This window comes from Hymenobacter arcticus (assembly GCF_054779975.1).
The window spans coordinates 594,547-612,718 of record NZ_BAAGXF010000002.1; the positions used below are offsets into that span (position 1 = coordinate 594,547).

General features: G+C 63.1%; 16 protein-coding genes, 1 tRNA gene and 1 riboswitch. Of the genes, 6 read left to right on the forward strand and 11 right to left on the reverse strand.

All coding sequences use genetic code 11. The features are described 5' to 3' along the window. Positions 1 to 6 precede the first annotated feature (6 nt). The 3 genes from ACYVGC_RS06105 to ACYVGC_RS06115 all read right to left on the reverse strand — a co-directional run bounded on the left by ACYVGC_RS06105 (position 7) and on the right by ACYVGC_RS06115 (position 1,503). The gene (locus ACYVGC_RS06105; RefSeq protein ID WP_460582903.1) at positions 7 to 426 is read right to left on the reverse strand and encodes a hypothetical protein; all 420 of its coding nucleotides are present in this window, start codon (positions 424 to 426) and stop codon (positions 7 to 9) included. Positions 427 to 568: 142 nt separating this feature from the next. After that, positions 569 to 1,141, reverse strand: coding sequence for a helix-turn-helix domain-containing protein (locus ACYVGC_RS06110; protein WP_460582905.1), 573 nt, complete (start codon positions 1,139 to 1,141; stop codon positions 569 to 571). Positions 1,142 to 1,149: 8 nt separating this feature from the next. Further along, a complete protein-coding gene (locus ACYVGC_RS06115) occupies positions 1,150 to 1,503 on the reverse strand; it encodes a hypothetical protein (protein ID WP_460582906.1) in 354 nt (117 codons plus the stop codon). A gap of 161 nt (positions 1,504 to 1,664) precedes the next feature. Here ACYVGC_RS06115 and ACYVGC_RS06120 point away from each other — a divergent pair, with 161 nt between their 5' ends. Further along, positions 1,665 to 1,937, forward strand: coding sequence for a hypothetical protein (locus tag ACYVGC_RS06120; RefSeq protein WP_460582907.1), 273 nt, complete (start codon positions 1,665 to 1,667; stop codon positions 1,935 to 1,937). Between the two features lie 206 nt (positions 1,938 to 2,143). Here the strand turns inward: ACYVGC_RS06120 and ACYVGC_RS06125 are convergent, their stop codons facing one another. Both ACYVGC_RS06125 and ACYVGC_RS06130 read right to left on the reverse strand, forming a co-directional pair. After that, on the reverse strand, positions 2,144 to 3,196 hold the full coding sequence (locus tag ACYVGC_RS06125; RefSeq protein WP_460582908.1) for a YncE family protein: 1,053 nt from the start codon (positions 3,194 to 3,196) through the stop codon (positions 2,144 to 2,146). A 130-nt stretch (positions 3,197 to 3,326) separates the two neighbouring features. Beyond that, positions 3,327 to 5,342 (reverse strand): TonB-dependent receptor, encoded by a 2,016-nt coding sequence (locus ACYVGC_RS06130; protein WP_460582909.1) that lies wholly within the window; start codon positions 5,340 to 5,342, stop codon positions 3,327 to 3,329. 165 nt (positions 5,343 to 5,507) lie between these two features. After that, positions 5,508 to 5,729, reverse strand: a riboswitch (cobalamin riboswitch). 155 nt (positions 5,730 to 5,884) lie between these two features. On the opposite strand from ACYVGC_RS06130, the gene ACYVGC_RS06135 reads away from it, so the two are divergent. Then, positions 5,885 to 6,508, forward strand: a complete 624-nt coding sequence (locus ACYVGC_RS06135; protein ID WP_460582910.1) for a DNA-3-methyladenine glycosylase — start codon at positions 5,885 to 5,887, stop codon at positions 6,506 to 6,508. Between the two features lie 90 nt (positions 6,509 to 6,598). Here the strand turns inward: ACYVGC_RS06135 and ACYVGC_RS06140 are convergent, their stop codons facing one another. Further along, positions 6,599 to 7,594: a cation diffusion facilitator family transporter gene (locus tag ACYVGC_RS06140; protein WP_460582911.1), complete on the reverse strand. Its 996-nt coding sequence runs from the start codon at positions 7,592 to 7,594 to the stop codon at positions 6,599 to 6,601. A 210-nt stretch (positions 7,595 to 7,804) separates the two neighbouring features. Here ACYVGC_RS06140 and ACYVGC_RS06145 point away from each other — a divergent pair, with 210 nt between their 5' ends. Next, complete coding sequence (locus ACYVGC_RS06145) at positions 7,805 to 9,184, forward strand: Nramp family divalent metal transporter (protein ID WP_460582993.1); 1,380 nt, start codon at positions 7,805 to 7,807, stop codon at positions 9,182 to 9,184. A 223-nt stretch (positions 9,185 to 9,407) separates the two neighbouring features. After that, positions 9,408 to 11,858 carry a TonB-dependent receptor gene (locus tag ACYVGC_RS06150; protein ID WP_460582912.1) on the forward strand — a complete coding sequence of 817 codons (2,451 nt, stop codon included), beginning with the start codon at positions 9,408 to 9,410 and terminating at the stop codon, positions 11,856 to 11,858. Between the two features lie 139 nt (positions 11,859 to 11,997). On the opposite strand, the gene ACYVGC_RS06155 is transcribed toward ACYVGC_RS06150, so the two are convergent. Further along, on the reverse strand, positions 11,998 to 12,690 hold the full coding sequence (locus tag ACYVGC_RS06155; RefSeq protein WP_460582913.1) for a zinc ribbon domain-containing protein: 693 nt from the start codon (positions 12,688 to 12,690) through the stop codon (positions 11,998 to 12,000). Positions 12,691 to 12,798: 108 nt separating this feature from the next. On the opposite strand from ACYVGC_RS06155, the gene ACYVGC_RS06160 reads away from it, so the two are divergent. Further along, a complete protein-coding gene (locus ACYVGC_RS06160) occupies positions 12,799 to 15,207 on the forward strand; it encodes a B12-binding domain-containing radical SAM protein (RefSeq protein ID WP_460582915.1) in 2,409 nt (802 codons plus the stop codon). Positions 15,208 to 15,414: 207 nt separating this feature from the next. Here the strand turns inward: ACYVGC_RS06160 and ACYVGC_RS06165 are convergent, their stop codons facing one another. From ACYVGC_RS06165 to ACYVGC_RS06175, 3 genes are read right to left on the reverse strand one after another with little or no spacing between them, the layout of a single operon-like run. Next, entirely contained in the window at positions 15,415 to 16,398 is a 984-nt protein-coding gene (locus tag ACYVGC_RS06165) for a hypothetical protein (RefSeq protein ID WP_460582916.1), read from the reverse strand. Positions 16,399 to 16,409: 11 nt separating this feature from the next. After that, entirely contained in the window at positions 16,410 to 16,958 is a 549-nt protein-coding gene (locus tag ACYVGC_RS06170; RefSeq protein WP_460582917.1) for a GNAT family N-acetyltransferase, read from the reverse strand. A gap of 39 nt (positions 16,959 to 16,997) precedes the next feature. Next, positions 16,998 to 17,249, reverse strand: a complete 252-nt coding sequence (locus tag ACYVGC_RS06175; RefSeq protein ID WP_460582918.1) for a hypothetical protein — start codon at positions 17,247 to 17,249, stop codon at positions 16,998 to 17,000. Positions 17,250 to 17,338: 89 nt separating this feature from the next. On the opposite strand from ACYVGC_RS06175, the gene ACYVGC_RS06180 reads away from it, so the two are divergent. Further along, positions 17,339 to 17,411: transfer RNA gene (locus ACYVGC_RS06180), tRNA-Gly, on the forward strand. Between the two features lie 73 nt (positions 17,412 to 17,484). On the opposite strand, the gene ACYVGC_RS06185 is transcribed toward ACYVGC_RS06180, so the two are convergent. Continuing rightward, positions 17,485 to 18,084, reverse strand: a complete 600-nt coding sequence (locus tag ACYVGC_RS06185) for a carboxymuconolactone decarboxylase family protein (protein ID WP_460582919.1) — start codon at positions 18,082 to 18,084, stop codon at positions 17,485 to 17,487. Between the last annotated feature and the right edge of the window lie 88 nt (positions 18,085 to 18,172).

The following is an 18,172-nucleotide window of genomic DNA, read 5'->3' on the forward strand; positions in this document are numbered from 1 at the left end:
AGCGGTTTAGTTGGTATGCAGGTGGCTGGTATCCTCAATGGGATACTCTCTCAATTTGCCATGCGTAACAGTCCCTGGTATGGTATCATAAGAAATCTTTACCCCAGCTACTCGAAAGGAATCAATACGGCGCTTGATATCAAGCCGAAGGGCCCGAAGATTGGCGAAGTGGTGGGATTTGTGGGCTGCATCGGTCCCAAATACATAAGAAATAGTTTCATTAGGTTTTGGGGCACCCAAGACATTCTTTTCGATATCTTGAGCCTGGTCAATATCATAGTAGAGCAAGCTTACCTCCGGGCTGGGCTGCTCAGCAATTGGTGATTTCTGAGTTGGAGTTGACTCCGGCTGCGTACAGCCCACTAACCAGAGGCTAGTGAATACCACCGGCACTAACAGTCGTTTGAGGTTTCGGTCGTTTAGCATAAAAAATAGCAAGCGAATTTATGAAGTTGTATACGCTAGTTTATAAATATTGTTGAAGGGCAAGAAAAATTTCGCAATAGTATTAACGCAAAAAGCCCCGCGACTTAGAATAGTCGCGGGGCCTTCCACCCATTTACTGTCCCTAGCCTAATGCGTCGAGCGAGAGGCGGTCGGGGTGGAGCAGGCGGCGAAACTCGCTTACCGAGCGGCCCGTCACCTGCCGAAACTGGTTGCTCAGGTGCTGCCCCGAGCTGTAGCGCAGCTGGTCGGCAATCTGCACCAGCGTCATTTCGCCGTAGCTGAGCAGCTCCTTCACCTGCTCTATCTTCATGCGAATGAGGTACTTCTCAATGGTAAGGTTGGCGGTGCGCGAAAACACCTTGCTCAGGTGCGAGTAGGTAGTGGCAAAGCGGTCGGCCAGAAACGCCGACGTAGTGAGTGGCGCCTGCGCGGTGCGCAGGTGCTCCAAATAATCTTGCAGCACCGCCTTGATTTGCTCGGTCAGCTGCTCGGCGCGGTCGAGCAGCACGTCGAAGCCGGCTTCGCGCAGCAGCGGGGCCACCACGCGGGGGTCAACGGGCGTGCTGGCGGCGAGCTGAGCGCGGCCGAGCGTGACGTTGGTGGGCTCGTAGCCGGCCTTCACCAGCAAGTTCTGAACCGCCTCGACGCAACGTGGGCAAACCATGTTTTTGATGTGCAAGAGATTGGTTTTCACGGATAGAATTAAGTTAAAGTGGACGAACGACGGGCGGCGGGCGGGCGGCTGGCCGGCGGGGCAGCGCGCCGCGCCGGGGCCGGCGTGGCACCGCCCGACCAGCTTTTGCCGAACCAATGGGCGGTTGCCCACCCAATAAACGGAATTACCACCTGAAAAGTAACAGTTAGCAGGCAAAATCCCACGAAAAAAGCTGCACTGAACCGGCCCAGAAACCGGTCGCCTATCCCAAACAGGTACAGTATCAGGCTCAGGCTCAGCACGAAACTGACGGCCGCCAGCGTGCCTACCCGCCGCCAGCGGTAGGTGGCCAGGCGGGCGCGCAGGCGCTGAGAAACAGAAGCGGGAGCAGAACGAGCCATGAGGCCACAAATTTACCGCCGCCGCCGCAAAGCTCAATGCCCCGCCCGGCACAGCAACCCGCGCCGGGTTTTTGCGGTACTAGCTACCTGAGTTCGCCATTGCGAACTACCTTGCCCGCCATCCCTCACTGGCCGCCCCGGCGGCTCCCAACCCACCACCCATGACCCGTACCTACCGCCTGCTGGGGCTGCTTGCTACCCTGGCGCTGCCCCTGGCCGCCTGCAACTCCGGCAACAAAGCCGGCGACACCAACGTGGAGCTCGGCTCAACCAAGAAAATGACGTCCAATCAGGAGGCCTCCAATGGCAATGCCAACGGCGACTCACTGGCCGCTGGCATTCCGCGCGACACTGCCCACCGCCCCACCGGCAAGCAAATCTTCAACGCTACCGACCGCGCCGCCGACCGCAACCACGATGGAATCGCAGATTAGCGCAGATTGAGCGGATTTCGCGGATTCGAACGGCGCTGGTGCTGCCTGTTTTTAGCCACTAAAAAGGCCTCCCTTTCACTTTGAAAGGGAGGCCTTTTGGCTAGCCAGGGTTTGTTTTCAGAGCAGTGTAAACCAGTAGATTATAAGGTTGAGCTTTGTTATCGTCTGAATCAGCGAAATCAGCACAATCTGTCTAAATCTGCGATTTAGTAGAATACCACGCTGTTGGGGCTCACCTGCACCGGGGTTTCGTCGATGAGCGTGCCGTTGGGCTGGTAGCGTACTAGTAGGCCGGGCGTGCTGTAGTTGAGGGCATCGGTGCCGTAGAGCTGGCCCGTAACGGGGTCAATATCAAAGCCATAGAAATCGCGCTTGATGAGCGGCGTGGCGGGCAGCGCGGTATCGGTGATGTTCATGCGGTACTCGGCGGCCTTGTAGCTGTAGTAGAGCTGCTGGCCATCGGGGCTGATGCGCAGGCCACTGCCCGAGCCCACGGCGGGCAGGGAGAACACTTGTTGCGTGCTGGTAGCCGGAATGAATTTTTCGAGCGTAGCGGTCTTGCTAACGTAGTCCGTGGAGCAGAGTATCCAGAGCGCGCCGTTTTTGTCGGCCACTACTTCGCTGGCGGGCGAGGGCAGGGCAATGGTGCTCGTGGTACCCGATGCGTCGTTGATAACGGTCAGGAACGAAGAGCCGCTGTTGGGTACGTACAGGTTGCCGTTGACGAGGGTGCCCTTGCCGGGGTTGATGCCCACGGCAATGGTACCCGTTACCTTATTGGTGTTGAGGTCGATAACGCTCACGCGGCCCGGCGTGTACGGCGCGGGGTACGGCCCGCCGAGCCACTCGGTCACGTAGGCCTTGCGCGGGTTGGAGGCCGACTGGGTGAGGTAGCGCGGCTGGTTGAGCCCGTTGATGGTGGCCGTCGACTTGAACTCGGGCAGCGACACGATTTCTACCTTGTTGCTATTGTTGACCACCACGTAGCCGGTGGTGCCCACCACGGTCATGCTCTGGGCCACGCTGCCCAGCACCGCGCCGTTGTTGGCGCTGGCAAAGATGTCGGGAATCAGCGCCTTGGTGTTCTTATCAAACCGGCTCACCGACCCGGTGCCGCTGGTGAAGTTGCCCTCGTTTACCACGAACGCATACTGCCCCGAGCCGCCGGTGGGCGTGGGCTGGTCATTGTTATCGGAGCAGCTGGCCAGGAAGCCAGTGAGCGCCATACTTAGTAGTAGGGGGCGAAAAAGTTTTTTCATGTTCATAAAAAGCCGACGCTTTTGCAGCGCCAAGTGAAAATAAAGAGAGTGGTAAAAACCAGATAAGTAATTGATTGAAAATAAATTAGCTCTAAGTCGCCAACTAGCGTTAAAGCCAGCAGCCAAACAATCAGCGCCAGTCGAGCCGCAGGCTGGCCTGCCACGCCCGCGGCGGAGCCGGCCGGCCGGGGTAGCCCGCGTAATCTTGGTTGAGCAGGTTAGTGAGTCGGAGTGAGGAGGTTAAGTCGCAGCCCGCCAGGTGCCAAGTGTAGCCCAGCGTGGCCCCCGCCACCGCGTAGGCCGGCAAAAATGCCGAGGCGGCGGCATCGGTGTAGCGCCGGCCGGTGGCGCTGGCCTGGGTACTCAGCAGCCAGCCGCCCCACTGCTGGTCGGCCACTACGGTGGCCTGGTGGCGGGGCACAAACATGAGCTGCACGCCCACGGGGTCGTAGTCGGCGGCCGCGCCCAGCACCTTGGTGGTGTGCGTGAGGCTGTAAGCGGCGCGGGCGTGCAGGCGGTAGCGCAGGTAGCGCAGGCGGTAGGCGGCGCTGGTTTCGAGGCCCTGGCTGCGCACCTGGCGCAGGTTGTTGGGGCTCCAGATACCCTGATTATTAGGTATCCACTGCACCCAGTCGTCCACGAGCTGGTGGAAGGCGGTGGCTTCGAACAGCAGGCTGGCCCGCGAGCCGAGGGGGTAGCGCAGCTGCGCGCCCGCCTCATAGCCCCAGCCGGTTTCGGGGCGCAGGTCGGGGTTGCCGCCGGGCCGCCAGTAGCGCTCATTAAGCGTGGGCGCGCGGTAGCTGCGCGAGGCGCTGGCCTTGAGCGTGAGCACCGAGTGGGTTGAGTCAGTGAGGGCGGTTTGGCGGCCTAGCCAGTCCCACTCCACGCCCACGGTGGGCGTGAGTGGGGTCGCCCCGCCGGGCAAAAGCGCCTGGCGCAGGTTGCCCGACAGCCGCAGGCCGGGGCGCGGGTCGTAGCGCAGGAGGGCAAAGGCGGCGGCCCGGTTTTCAGATACGGCGGTGGGGCCGTAGCCATCGATGGCCGCGGCAAAATGCTGGGCCTCAGCGCCCACGCGCAGGCTGCCGCGCTCACCCAGCGCGGCGGTGTGCTCGGCCTGGACCTGGGTGGTGCGCATGCGCGAGCGGCTGATGGCGCCGCCATCCTGGTAGTCGAGCACGTCCTCAAACCACGCCCCGCGCACCGACCACTGCCGCCGGGCCGAAGCCAGGTGCCGGTAGCCCAGCAGCAGGCGGCGGCTCTGGTCAAACTCCCGGGTTTGGGTGGGCGCGGCGTACACGCTGGGCATGATGTCGCGGTCGGTGTCGGTGAGCCAGGCGGTAGCCGTGAGCTCGCCGGCCGCGCCCAGGCGCAGGGCCACGTCCTGGCTCAGGCTCCACTGGTGGTGCAGCACCGCGTTGGTGAGGCGGTAGCGCGCCGTTCCCCGCGCCTCTTGCAGGGTGTAGGGGTAGTCGTTTTGGGCGGTGCGCCAGCTGGCGGTGGTGCGGGCCGCCACGCGGGCCGTAGCCCCGCGCACCGCCAGGCTGCCGCCGCGCAGGCCAAAGCTGCCCGCATCAGCTTGCAGGCTGCCGCGCAGGCCGGGCTGCCAGTCGGTTTCGGTATCGAGCAGCACCACCCCGCCAATGGCCCCGCTGCCGTAGAGCGCCGCCGCCGGCCCCGGCTGCACCGCAATGCTAGTAGCCGCGCCCACCGGCAAAATGGCAAAATCGGCCTCGCCCAGCGATGGAATATTGATATTAAACCCCTGCCACAGCACTGCCGTGTGGCGCGAAGCCGTGCCTCGCAGCGCAATGGAAGCCAGCTGCCCCGGCCCGTAGTTCTTGAAATACAGCGGTGTGCGCTCCTCCAGCAGCTCCACCAGGGTGCCGCCCCGGTATTGCGCCAGGGCCAGCGAATCGAGCACCACCTGCCGGCTGCCCACGGCAAAGCGACTGGGCCGCACGGCCTGCACCCGCACCTCGGCCAGCCGGTGGCGGCGGGTGCTCAGCAGCGTGTCGGGGCGCGGGGCCGGGGTGGTTTGGGCGTGCGCGGTGGGGCCGGCGGCCAGCAGCGCCGCCAAGAGGGCGCTGGGTAGCCGCCAGCCGCGGGGGCTGGGAAAAGGAGCGTTGGAAAGGAGCGAAATCAACACGAACTAAATTTTCAAGCGAAAATTCAGCTCAAAACCTTCACGAAGCTTACCGGCCGAAGCCAGAAAACACGCTGGGGCTGAGGCTGAAAGCAGCTGCCGGGTAGCGGTTCGGGTGAACCGGGTGGGGCGGGTGCTCTCATTCTCCGCTCGTCCTCCGCGAGCGCTGAACCTGGTAATGCCCTGGCAGGTCTCCTGGCTTGCGCTGCCGGGTGGGCGGCCTTCCCACTAGCCTGATTATCAGCTGATAACCAAGGCCGGCAGTGGCTTGGGGTGCCCACCCCGATGTAGCGCGTACAGTTGCGGGGACAGCTCCGGCCTTGAACCGGATTCCCTTTTCAACCTCGCTCCGTGGGTAGGAGTCTGGTCACCGTGGCAAGGGCAAAGGTACAATACTTTGCGGGCACGCGTGTGGCCCCTGCCAGACGCATCAAAACCGTCTGCCATGGCGAGCGTAACGAAGTGGAGCGCGGCAATCGCCCCAGAACGAAGTACACCTAAGTCGTTCAGGTGCGATTGCCGCGCTCCACTTCGTTACGCTCGCCATGACAGTTATTTCAGACAAAAACGTGCTCCCCCTGGCCTTCTTCCAGCGCTCCGATGTACTCACCATTGCCCGCGAACTGCTGGGTAAGGTGGTATGTACCGAAATCGATGGCGAGCTGACCACCGGCCGCATCGTCGAAACGGAGGCCTACCGGCACGAGGGCGACCCCAGCATTACGCTGCATTTGCAGCGCAAGGCCCGGCAGGCGCAGGCCCTGTACCAGCCCGGCGGCCACGCCTACCTCTACACCGTGTACCGGGTGCACACCCTATTCAACCTCACTGCGAATGATGCGGCGCACCCCGATGCGGTGCTTATTCGGGCCATAGAACCACTTGAGGGACAAGAGATTATGCTGCGCCGCCGCGGCCTGCCCAAGCTGGCCCGCAACCTCACCGCCGGCCCCGGCGTGCTCAGCCAGGCGCTAGGCCTCACGCCGGCCCTCAACGGCGAGTTGCTCAGCGGCCCCCGCATCTGGATAGAAGATGCCGGCGAAGTACTTGCTGATGAGCAGGTTATCGCCAGCTCGCGCGTAGGGCTGGAGTACGCTGGCGATGAAGCCGTGGCCCTGCCCTGGCGCTTTCGGGTGAAAGACAGCAAGTGGACGAGTCCAGCCAAGTGACTTTCATTTAATAGTTATCAATTAACATTTAATAGTGCTTCTTAACACACTAGGCGAGTGGAAAAGCTGTTAAATGTTAATTGATAACTGTTAAATGACAAGGTGGTGGCGCTCGTCCTTCACGGCGTTGTGGATATCCCACACGATTTCCTGCTCGAAGGGGTGGCGGCGCACGGGGCACTCGGGCATGTGGCACAGCGAGCAGGCGGCAAACGAGCAGGGGTCGGCGTGCACAAACATCTCGATTTCGACGGCGGCGAAGCGGGCCCGAATCAGCTCCTCAATCTCGTGCAGCTCGGTGTGCACCTTCTCCAGCGAGAAATAATAGGGCATCTGCATGTGGCAGTCGATGTGCAGGTTGGCGCCGTAGCGCTGCACGCGCAGGTTGTGCACGTCAATCCAGGCGGGGCGGCGCAGGCGCTGTAGCTCGGCAATGACTTCGGCCACGGTACTGATGTCGCTCTCGTCCATGAGGCCGCCCACGGCGCTGCGCAGCATCTTGTAGCCGTTGTAGAGGATGAAGCCGCCCAGCGCCAGCGCCGCGCCCGCATCAAACTGAATAATGCCCGTGAAGTGCACCAGCACCAGCGCCGCCGACGACACAATGCTCGTGAGCGCGTCGATGTAGAGGTGCTGCCCATCGCCCACCAGCGCCACCGACTGCACCCGCCGCCCGGCGCGAATCAGCCACATGCCCAGGCCAAAATTGACCACTGCTGTGCTGGCCAGCAGCGCCACGCCCCAGTCGGGCTGCGCCACCGGGTGCGGGTGCAGAAAGCCCAGCGTGGCGCTGTAAAGGATGAAAACGCCCGCAATAAAGATGAGCGCGCCCTCGAAGCCGATGCTCAAATATTCGACCTTGCCGTGGCCGTAGGGGTGGTTTTCGTCCTTGGGCAAGTCGGCCAGGTAGAGGCTATACAGCGCAAAGCCGCTGGTAAACACGTTGATAATGCTCTCCAGCGCATCCGTAAGCACCACCTGCGAGTGGGTAAGGCGGTAGGCGTAGAACTTGGTGAGTACCAAGACGATGCTCACCGCAAGCGAGAGCAGGCCCAGGCGGCGCTTGAGGCCAGGCGAAGCAGACATAGAAAGGCAGATAGGGCCCACAAAGGTCGGCACGGCTGCGCGGAGTTTCGGGGGTGTGCGGCAAGCTTTAGCTTGCCGTAACCACACCCGGCAAGCTAAAGCTTACCGCACACCCCCGAAACTTTCTCGCCCCAAAACCAGTATTTAGGCTGGCTTAAAAATATTTTTAGGTTAGCCTAAAAATAGCGACTATCTTTGTTTTAGTTCTTGATTACCTACGCTTTGCTACCAACTGTTATCCCCCCTGACACAGCTACCGCACCCGAGCCGGGCTGGCGCCACGCCCGCCGGGGCACTTCCCTCAGCGAAGTACACGCCAGTATTGCGGTGCCGGCCGAAGGCGCGTCGTTCTGGCGCAAGTTTCGGGCTTATTGGGGGCCCGGCTTGCTGGTGGCCGTGGGCTACATGGACCCCGGCAACTGGGCCACCGACCTGGCCGGCGGCGCGCGCTTCGGCTACACGCTGCTGAGCGTGGTGCTGATTTCCAACTTGTTTGCCATGCTCTTGCAGCACCTGGCGGCCAAGCTGGGCATTGTCACGGGCCGCGACCTGGCCCAGGCCTGCCGCGACCACTATTCCAAGCCCGTGGCCATCAGCCTCTGGGTGCTCTGCGAAATCGCGATTGCCGCCTGCGACTTGGCCGAGGTCATTGGCTCGGCCATTGCCCTCAACCTGCTCTTTGGCCTGCCGCTGGCCTGGGGCGTGGCCTTTACTACGCTCGATGTGCTGCTGGTGCTGCTGCTCCAAAACAAGGGCTTTCGGGTTATCGAAAGCCTGGTGGCGGGCCTCATCTTCCTGATTTTCATTTGCTTCGCCTATGAGATAGTCGCCTCCAACCCCGATTGGCTAGGCTTGGCCAAGGGCCTGGTGCCGCAGCTGCAAGTGGTCACCAACCCGGCCATGCTCTACGTGGCCATCGGCATTCTGGGGGCCACCGTGATGCCCCACAACCTCTACCTGCACTCGGCCATTGTGCAGGTGCGGCAGATTGAGCCCACGGAGGCCGGCAAGCGCTCGGCCATCAAGTTTGCCACCATCGACTCCACGGTGGCGCTGTTTCTGGCGTTTTTCGTGAACGCGGCCATCCTGGTCACGGCCGCCGCCGCCTTCCACGGCAAGGGCCACGACAACGTGGCCGACATCGCCGACGCCCACAAGCTGCTCACGCCCGTGCTGGGCGCGGGGGCGGCCAGCGTAGTGTTTGCCATTGCCCTGCTGGCCTCGGGCCAAAGCTCCACGCTTACCGGCACCCTGGCCGGCCAGATTGTGATGGAAGGCTTTCTGAATCTGCGTCTTAAGCCCTGGGTGCGGCGGCTCATTACGCGGCTGGTGGCCGTGGTGCCGGCGCTGGTGGTGGCCATCATCTACGGCGAAAAAGGTACCGGCCAGCTGCTGGTGCTCAGTCAGGTTATCCTGTCGCTCCAGCTTTCATTTGCGGTGGTGCCGCTGGTGCTTTTCACGGGTGATAAGGTGAAGATGGGCGTGTTTGTCAACAAGCCCTGGCTGCGCATCCTCACCTGGGCCGTGGCCGGGTTGATAATGGCGCTCAACGTGTTCCTGCTCTGGCAAACGGTGGTCGGGAACGAATAGGTAGCGTGGACTCTGTGAGTCCGCGCGTGGGTCGTTCGCCCATCGTGCCACGCGCGGACTCGCAGAGTCCACGCTACACACAAGCGGCCCAAAAATTTCGTTAAGCATAACTGGCTGATAGCTGGTGTTTTACAAGGCGGTTTCAACTTTTTTCAAGCAGCTGAAAAGCTGGCTATTGGCCGCGCTTTGCCCTTGGGTAAAGTGCTCATTCCCCTAAGTTCGTATGAAGCACTTTCTCCTCTGCCTGCTCCTCCTCCCAATGCTGGCCCGTGCCCAAAGCCTGCGCGGCCAGGTGCAGGACCAGGCCGGCCGCCCGGTGCCGTTTGCCAGCGTGGCGGTGCCGGCCCTCACCCAGGGCACTACCGCCGACGAAAGCGGCCACTTCGTACTGGCTGGCCTGCCGGCGGGGGGCCAGCGGCTGCAAATCAGCGCCGTGGGCTACGCCACAGCTAGCCAGCCTGTTATGCTTCCAGTCAGTAAACTACTGACCATTAAATTGTTAGCAGAAGGCAAGGCCCTGGCCGAAGTAGTGGTAACGGGTGTGGGCCGGGCCACCGAAATCCGCCGCTCGCCGGTGCCCATTGCGGCCATGACGGGCCGCGAAATCCGCCTCAATGCCAACTCGAATGCCATTGATGCGGCAGTGCGGGGCATTCCGGGCCTGAGTGTAGTTACCACGGGGCCTAATATCAGCAAGCCGTTTATTCGGGGGCTGGGCTACAACCGGGTGCTCACCATGTTCAACGGCCTGCGCCAGGAAGGGCAGCAGTGGGGCGACGAGCACGGCATCGAGGTCGATGGCTACGGCGTGGATAGGGTGGAGGTGGTGAAGGGCCCCGCCAGCCTGCTCTACGGCTCCGACGCCGTAGCTGGCGTGGTCAACCTCATTCCCGCCCTGCCCAGCGGCCCCGCCGGCGAGTTGCACGGCGAAGTGCTAAGCGAGTATCAGTCTATCAACGGGTTGATTGGTAATTCATTGGGCTTAAACTACCAGCAGAACGGCTTTCAAACTAGCTTCCGGGTTAGCCACCGGCTGGCCCGCGACTACCGCAACCCCGTGGATGGGCTGGTGTACAACACGGGCTTCCGCGAGCTGAACCTCACCGGCATGGTGGGCGTACAAAAAAGCTGGGGCGGCGCCCACCTCTGGCTCACCGCATTCGACGACCACCAGGAAATTCCCGACGGCAGCCGCGACTCGCTGAGCCGCGCCTTTACGCGCCAGGTATTCGAGGGCAACCGCGACGATATTCGCAACCGGCCTTTAGTAAGTGACAAGGAGTTAAGTAGTTATCAGATAAGCGACTTGCGCCAGCACATCCGGCACTACCGGGCCTTTGGCACCGGCGAAGTCAAGCTGGGTCCCGGCGAGCTGCGCCTGCTGCTGGGCGTGCAGCAAAACCACCGCCAGGAGTTCAACCACCCCACCGCGCCCGCCCAGCCGGGCCTCGACCTGCGCCTCACCACCGCCAACTACCAAGCGCGCTACCTGCTGCCCACCTGGCGCGGCTACGAGCTGACGGTGGGGGCCAACGGCATGAGCCAGGTGAACAACCACTTGAACGCCACCGACTTTCCCATTCCAAGCTACACGCTGTTCGACCTCGGCGGCTTTGGGCTGCTCAAGAAAACGCTGGGTGCGCTGGAGCTCACCGGCGGCCTGCGCTACGATACCCGCCAAGTGGATTGGGCTGATTTTTACGTGGCCCCCAACCCCGCCACCGGTTTCGATGGGGCGGCCGGAGCCGGCACGCCGGGCGCGGCGCAGCAGTTTACGGCCTTTGCCAAAAGCTACCGGGGCGTGTCGGCCAGCCTGGGCGGCAGCTACGCCGTGGGCGAGCACCTGGTGCTGCGAGCCAATATCTCGCGCGGCTACCGCGCCCCTAATATTCCCGAAATCGGCTCCAACGGCCTCGACCCCGGCGCGCACATCGTGTACTTGGGCAACCGCAGCTTCGAGCCCGAGTTTTCGCTGCAAGAAGACCTGGGCGTGCTCTGGAAATCAGCCGATTGGGAGGGAAGTGCGGAAGTGTTTCACAACCACGTCGATAACTTTATTTACCAAGCCAAGCAGTTTGATGCCCAGGGCCAGCCGCTCGAACTAGTGCCCGGCAACGCCACCTACCAGTTTCAGCAGGCTGCTGCCCGGCTCTACGGTGGCGAGCTGGCCCTCAACCTGCACCCCGCCGCCCTGCCCTGGCTAAGCTGGCGCACCGGCGCGGCCTTGGTCATCGGCCTCAACGACAACGCCGCCCTGCGCGAGCGGGTGGGCGCGGCCGGCCGCTACCTGCCGCTCATCCCGGCCCCGCAGGCCCGTACCGAGCTGCGCCTCACCGTGCCCGAGCGGGCCGCTAACCACCTCACCAGCAGCTACGTCCGCTTCACCCTCGATGGCACCACCCGCCAAAGCCGCTTCTACGCCGTGGACGGGGCCGAAACCGCCACGCCCGGCTACGTGCTGTGCGGTGCCGGGGCCGGCACCACGCTGCGCACCCGCGCCGGCCGTGAGGCCGTGCAGCTCGTGCTGCAAGCCGACAACCTGTTCAACGTGGCCTACCAGTCGCACCTCAACCGCCTCAAGTACTTTGAGTATTACGCCGCCTCGCCCAGCGGCCGGCTGGGTATCTACAGCCCCGGCCGCAACCTGAGCGTGAAGGTGGTAGTGCCGTTTTAAGGACGTGCACCGGTCCGACGGCGAAGCCGACCGACCGGTTGTCGCGTGAACGATGCCGGCCCACTGGCCAGGCGGCGCACTCGTCAACCGGTCGGCCGGCTTTGCCGGCGGACCGGAACACGTACCCTGACCCGAGTCGCTAAGGCCGCACCACAGTCAAATTGCCGTACTCGCTCATTCTCCGCAGAATATCCCGCGACATGCCCATTACCGTGGGGTCGAGATGCTTCATCACTGAGTCTTGCTGCGTGGCTACGTTGGCCGGCACGCCCGGCTGGTACGAGCTAGACTGCATATAAAGCGAGTCGGGGGTGATGCGCAGCACGCGCATGGTGTTGAACATACCATCGTCGTAGCGCACCACGTACATATCGTTTACCTGCGGGGCGGCCAGCAGGGGTTTATTGGCTTCGGTAGCGGGCTCATTAGCAGGCTTTTCGCCAGCTACTGGCACGGCGCTAGTGGCCGCCGCGCCAGTAGCTGGCTTCGACGGGCTGCTGAAAGCGCCTACTATCATTAGGGCCACAAACGCCACGCCCGCGATGGCCAGCACCAGGTAGTTAGACACCGGCAGCTTGGCTTGCTGCTTCAGCGTGGCGGCCTCTTGGCGGTAGGCGGCGGGCATTTGGCTTTCCTTCAGCACCTGCTGGCAGTGCGTGCACTCACTCACGCTGTCCTTGCCAAGGGGAATAACCGGAATCCAGAAAAAATGCAGGTAGCGCGAGTAAATGGTCAGCAGCAGCGAGTTGAGCGTGCCGCAGTAGCCGCACTTGATGCCAGCCAGCGGATAAGAGCCAATAACAGTGGTGCCGCGGCCGAAGAGAAAAAGCATGGAGCAGAGCTAAAGTGGATAGCCAAATAAACGAATAATTACCTGGCAATTGCCGCCAACCGGCCGGCCGCGCCGAACCTCTGCCCCCTCGCGTAGGTTTGTATCCCCGTGCCTAGTCCTTCGCCCCGCCTCCTGCTCATTACCCCGCCGCTCACGCAGCTCAACACGCCCTACCCGGCCACGGCCTACATTAAGGGCTTTTTGGTAGGGCGCGGCTACCAAGTGCGGCAGGCCGACCTCAGCATCGGTCTGGTGCTGAGGCTGTTCTCGAAAGAGGGGTTGACGCGGGTTTTCGACGAAATAGCCGCCGGTAGCTACGACCTCAGCGACAATGCCCAGCGGATGCTGCGCCTGCGCCGCCGCTACGAGGCCACCATCGGGCCCACCGTCCGGTTTTTGCAAAACAAAGACCTCACGCTGGCCCCGCGCATCTGCCACGGCCGGTTTTTGCCCGAAGCCAGCCGCTTCGACAACGTGGCCGACCTCGAAACGGCCTTCGGCACCATGGGCCTCACCGACCAGGCCCGCCACTTGGCCACGCTCTACCTGGAGGACCTCGCCGACCTGGTGAAGGAAACCGTGGGCCCGCAGTTTGGCCTCTCCCGCTACGCCGAAAGCCTGGCCATGTCGGCCACCCACTTCGACCCGCTGCACGCCGCCCTGCAAGCCGCTCCTAACCTGGTAGATACCATGCTGATGGAGCTCATGGATGAGCTTATTGCCGAGGCCCAGCCCGATATTGTAGGCTTCACCGTGCCCTTCCCCGGCAACCTCTACGCCGCCCTGCGCCTGGCCCAGCGCCTCAAGGCCGTGCGCCCCCAGGCCATCACCGTAATGGGCGGCGGCTACCCCAACACCGAACTGCGCGGCCTCAAAGAGCCCCGCTTTTTCGACTACATCGACTACCTCACCCTGGATGATGGCGAAGGCCCGTGGCTGCGGCTGTTTGCGTATTTGCAGGGGAAGAAGGAACGTGAGGCGGAGCCGGTAGAATGGCATGGAGCTCAAAAAGAACGTCATGCTGAGCTTGTCGAAGCATCTCTACCGCGCCAATCGGGCTCGTTCAACGACGCGGTAGAGATGCTTCGACAAGCTCAGCATGACGTTCTTATTAGCGATGTGCTACCAAGCGCCACGTTGCCAGCGCCTGCCACCACCGACGGCCGCCACCTGCTCCAGCGTACCTTTCTGCGCAACGAGGCCGGCGCAGTCGAGTATATCAATCACCCGCACCCCGACGTGCCGCACCCCGAGGTGGGCACGCCCGATTATTCCGACTTGCATCTGACTGATTATCTGTCAGTTATCGAAGTGCTGAACCCCATGCACCGCCTCTGGAGCGATGGCCGCTGGAACAAGCTCACCATCGCCCACGGTTGCTACTGGAAGCGCTGCTCGTTTTGCGACGTAACCCTCGACTACATAGGTCGTTACGAAACCGCGCCCGCCACCCTGCTGGTCGATAGAATTGAGCAGATAGTAGCCCAAACCGGCCAAACCGGCTTTCACTTCGTGGACGAAGCCGCGCCGCCGCTGGCCCTGCGCGACCTGGCCGTGGAGCTGCTCAAACGCCGCGTCAGCATCAGCTGGTGGGGCAACATTAGGTTCGAAAAAACCTTCACCCCCGACCTCTGCCGGCTGCTGGCTGCCTCGGGCTGCATCGCCATTTCGGGCGGCCTCGAAGTGGCTTCGGACAGGCTGCTGGCCCTCATGGAAAAGGGCGTTACTATTGCCCAGGTGGCGCGGGTTACGCAGGGTTTCACTGCGGCCGGGGTGCTGGTGCACGCCTACCTCATGTACGGCTTCCCCACCCAAACTGCTCAGGAAACCGTTGATTCCCTGGAGGTTGTGCGGCAGCTTTTTGAGGCTGGCATTGTGCAAAGCGGCTACTGGCACCGCTTCTCGATGACGGCCCACTCGCCGGTGGGGAAGAACCCCGCCAAGTACCAGGTGGCCGCCATCGGTCCCGAGCCCGGCAACTTTGCCTGGAACGACCTTTGGCACGACGACCCCCTCGGCACCGACCACGAAACCTTCGGCCCCGGCCTGGCCAAGAGCCTCTACAACTTCATGCACGGCGTGGCCCTGCGCGAGCCCCTCAGCTTCTGGTTCGATTTCAAAACGCCCCGCGCCACGGTGCCCCGCCAGCTCATTCAGCAAGCCCTCAGCGAGCCCGAAAAACCCGACGCCACCCAGCCCAATCGCCGCCTCTTCTGGCTCGGCAACCCGCCCGAGCTGAGCTTCAAAACCAGCGGCGGCAACGGCCCCAAAGACAAAAAAACCACGCGCGCCATCCTCACCTGCTACGAGCAGGCCGAAGATTTCGAGGTCAAAACTACCGAGGCCACCGGCCCCTGGCTGCACGAGCTGCTGCTGCGGCTCAGCACCGACTACGACACCAAAGTGCTGCTAAAAGAAGCCGGGGCCAGCTTCCCGGCCGTTGCGGGTTCCTGGGAAAATTTTCTGCAAAGCCCCGCCTGGCAGCTGCTGCGCGAAAAGGGCCTGCTACTGGTGTAGCGTGTACTCTGTGAGTCCGCGCGTGGGAACGTTGCACGATACGCGGCCAAGCAGTAGCGTGGACTCTGTGAGTCCACGCGTGGGAACGTTGCACGACAATCTGTAACATCATCAGTCAGCGTTGTGGCCTAACAGCAAATGCCCCATAGTAACGTTCAACGTTCCCACGCGCGGACTCACAGAGTCCACGCTACTGCCCGCGGGCACTCAACGCCCGCGCAGCCAATCAATTACCTGCCCCTGCAAAGCAGCGGCCGGCGCCTGCCGCACCCGCTGGTTACCCACCGCCGCCCGCAATGCCGCCACCGCCGCCCGTGGCTGGGCGGGGTCATAAATAGCCAGTAGCTGCCCACCCTGGGCGAGGGTTTTCCAGGCGGCGCGGGTGGCCAGGGTAGGGGAGGGCGCGTCCTGCACCACCACAAACGAGGGACGCGAAGCCGTGTTTTCGGCCAGTAGTAGTGGGAGCTGGGCGGCGGCCAGGCCACCCACCCAAGCCCCCACGCGGGCCGTGTCCACGCCCGCCGTGCGGCGCAGTAGCGCCAGCGCATTGGCCAGGGCTGGGGCAGTCAGGGTATCGGCAGCGGGCAGCAGCAGCACGGTGTGGCCTTGCCGGGCCAGGGCATCGGCCCAGGCGGGCGCCGCGGGGGCCGATGCCCGGGTGGGGAAAAAAGCCAGCGCCAGGCCCGGCAGGCTTTCATCGGCGGGGCTGAAGAGCAGGGCCGGGCCGCGGGTGCCGGCCACTTCGTCGCGCCGCACCTGGTACACGGCCGGCTCGGGCTCGCCGCGCCGCACCAGCAGCACCGGGTAGCGCACGGAGTCCAGCAGCAGCGTGCCGCGCCAGAAGTCGCCCTGCCGGCCCAGCGCCAGCGCCTGGCCCGGTTGACCAGGCCGCGCCAGGCGTAGGGTATCGCCCACAAAGGTCAGGCTATCAGCTACAAAGCTTAGGGCAGGCTGCTCGGGCAGCACCAGCTCGGCGCTGTAGTGGCCGGGACGGGGGTGGCGCAGCTCCAGGGCGGCGCGCAGTGCCGGCCGGCCTGCCACTTGCACTGTGCCCGCAAAGTGGCCCGTGGGCGGGGCCGCCTCCCCGGCTTGGGTGGCGGCATCGGGCTGGGCCTGGCAGGCCGCCAGCCCCAGCAGCAGCGCCAGCAGCCCGCGCCACGTAGTTTGAGCAATTGCCTGGGGTGCCTGCATAGCCAAATGTACTAGCCCGCCCGCCCGGCCAGGCCCTTGCGGTAGATGAGGTCGCGCTGCGCATCTTCGCCCAGCTTAAATTCCACCTCCCCAACTTCCCGGAAGCCAAAGCGCTGGTAAAAGGCCTGGGCGCGCTCGTTGTGTTCCCACACGCCCAGCACCACGGCGGTGCAGTTTTCGGCCTGCGCAATGTCGAGCGCCCGGCGCATCATGGCTTTGCCCAGGCCGGTGCCTATCCAGTCTTCCACCACGTAAAGCTGCTTTATTTCGAGCTGCCGGGCGTTGGCCTCGGGGGCCAGCCCCAGCATGGAGTTCTGCGCTAGTAGCGCATAGCCCACGGCTTCGCCCTGCATTTCGGCCAACAGGTAGGTGTTTTCAGGGTTTTGCAACTGCGCCAGCTGAAGCTCGGGGCTGAAGGCAGTAGCTAGGTACGCGGCCATATCGGCGGGCGTGTTGGTGGCGGCAAACGTCTCGCTGAACGTTTGGCGGCCCAGGTCGGCCAGGCGCGTGGCGGTGGCCAGGTTGACTTTGGGAATAGAAATGCGGAGCGGAGAGGACATAATACCGCAAAGGTGCGGCCGCCCGCCGGGTTATTCGCGCTAAGCCGCGCCGCCGGCCTTGCCCACGCGCCAGCCCACGTAGCTGGTAAGTGCCCCCGCCCCCAGGCCCAGCAGCACGCCTGCCAAGGGCATAGCCCCCAGCACCCCCAGCTTCTGCCACTGCGCAACTAACACGTAGAAACGTAGCAACTGCCCGATTACCAATAAGATACCCGCCGCAATAAGCAGCGCCGCCACAACGCGGCGCGAAGCAGGCGGAAGAACAGTGCGGGAGGAAGGACGACGGGCCATAAGCAGCCTCTAAACCACCCGCGGCCGCCCGATGTTCCCCGCCTTGCCATTTGGCCCGCCCGCCCTACCTTTGCCCCACCAAATACCCCGCGAGAGTAGCTCAGTTGGTAGAGCATCAGCTTCCCAAGCTGAGGGTCGCGAGTTCGAACCTCGTTTCTCGCTCATATAAAAACAGCCCCTCAGACCTAGGTCTGAGGGGCTGTTTTTATGGTGGGCCAGGCCCACCATAACCGATTTACTGGCCGGCCGGCGCGGGCACGGCAAACGTGTTGAGCAGGCCGCTGATGGTCATGTAGTGTCCCGCCAGGTAAATCATGTCCACCACGCCTTTCTCGCCAAACGCGATAAGCGCCCGCTCATATAACTCAGTGTCAATCTGATGCTGCTTGGTGAGGCGCTGCGTGAAGTCAAAGGCCACTGCCTCATCCAGCGACAGGCTCGCTGGCTTCTGCCCGGCTACCAGCTCGCGAATGGTGGGCTCATCGAAGCCGGCTTTTTGCCCCGCGGCGGCGTGGGCGTACAGCTCATACGCCGCCTGCCAGCTAGCGCCCACCGTGAGAATAACCACTTGGCGCACCCGCTCGCTCAGCGAAGTTTCCTTGCCTTCGGCGGCCGTTACTTCCAGCAAGGCCTTGCTAAGGAGTGGGCTGCGCAGCATGGCGTTGAATGGGCCAATGAGCCGGTTGTCGTAGGTATCGGCCTGAAAGCCTGACTTCTTGGCCCAGGGCACCATGGTGTCTTGCAGCTGGTTGTACAGCTTTTTTTGGTCGGAGTCGAGCTTATCGGGGCTGAGCAGCGCGAGCCGTCCGCCGAGGTTATCTTCAAAAGAAGCCATTGGAAATAAAAAAGAGTGAAGCCGCTAGTCGGCCCCCTTGCCATACGTGCGCCGGCCCCCAGTGGCCAAGCAGTTGCGCCCGCGCCAA

Excerpts from the sequence above, each read along its gene's own strand:
- ACYVGC_RS06105 (WP_460582903.1), bottom strand. The coding sequence starts at position 426 with ATGCTAAACGACCGAAACCTCAAACGACTGTTAGTGCCGGTGGTATTC.
- ACYVGC_RS06115 (WP_460582906.1), bottom strand. The coding sequence starts at position 1,503 with ATGGCTCGTTCTGCTCCCGCTTCTGTTTCTCAGCGCCTGCGCGCCCGC.
- ACYVGC_RS06120 (WP_460582907.1), top strand. The coding sequence starts at position 1,665 with ATGACCCGTACCTACCGCCTGCTGGGGCTGCTTGCTACCCTGGCGCTG.
- ACYVGC_RS06125 (WP_460582908.1), bottom strand. The coding sequence starts at position 3,196 with ATGAAAAAACTTTTTCGCCCCCTACTACTAAGTATGGCGCTCACTGGC.
- ACYVGC_RS06135 (WP_460582910.1), top strand. The coding sequence starts at position 5,885 with ATGACAGTTATTTCAGACAAAAACGTGCTCCCCCTGGCCTTCTTCCAG.
- ACYVGC_RS06140 (WP_460582911.1), bottom strand. The coding sequence starts at position 7,594 with ATGTCTGCTTCGCCTGGCCTCAAGCGCCGCCTGGGCCTGCTCTCGCTT.
- ACYVGC_RS06150 (WP_460582912.1), top strand. The coding sequence starts at position 9,408 with ATGAAGCACTTTCTCCTCTGCCTGCTCCTCCTCCCAATGCTGGCCCGT.
- ACYVGC_RS06155 (WP_460582913.1), bottom strand. The coding sequence starts at position 12,690 with ATGCTTTTTCTCTTCGGCCGCGGCACCACTGTTATTGGCTCTTATCCG.
- ACYVGC_RS06165 (WP_460582916.1), bottom strand. The coding sequence starts at position 16,398 with ATGCAGGCACCCCAGGCAATTGCTCAAACTACGTGGCGCGGGCTGCTG.
- ACYVGC_RS06170 (WP_460582917.1), bottom strand. The coding sequence starts at position 16,958 with ATGTCCTCTCCGCTCCGCATTTCTATTCCCAAAGTCAACCTGGCCACC.
- ACYVGC_RS06175 (WP_460582918.1), bottom strand. The coding sequence starts at position 17,249 with ATGGCCCGTCGTCCTTCCTCCCGCACTGTTCTTCCGCCTGCTTCGCGC.
- ACYVGC_RS06185 (WP_460582919.1), bottom strand. The coding sequence starts at position 18,084 with ATGGCTTCTTTTGAAGATAACCTCGGCGGACGGCTCGCGCTGCTCAGC.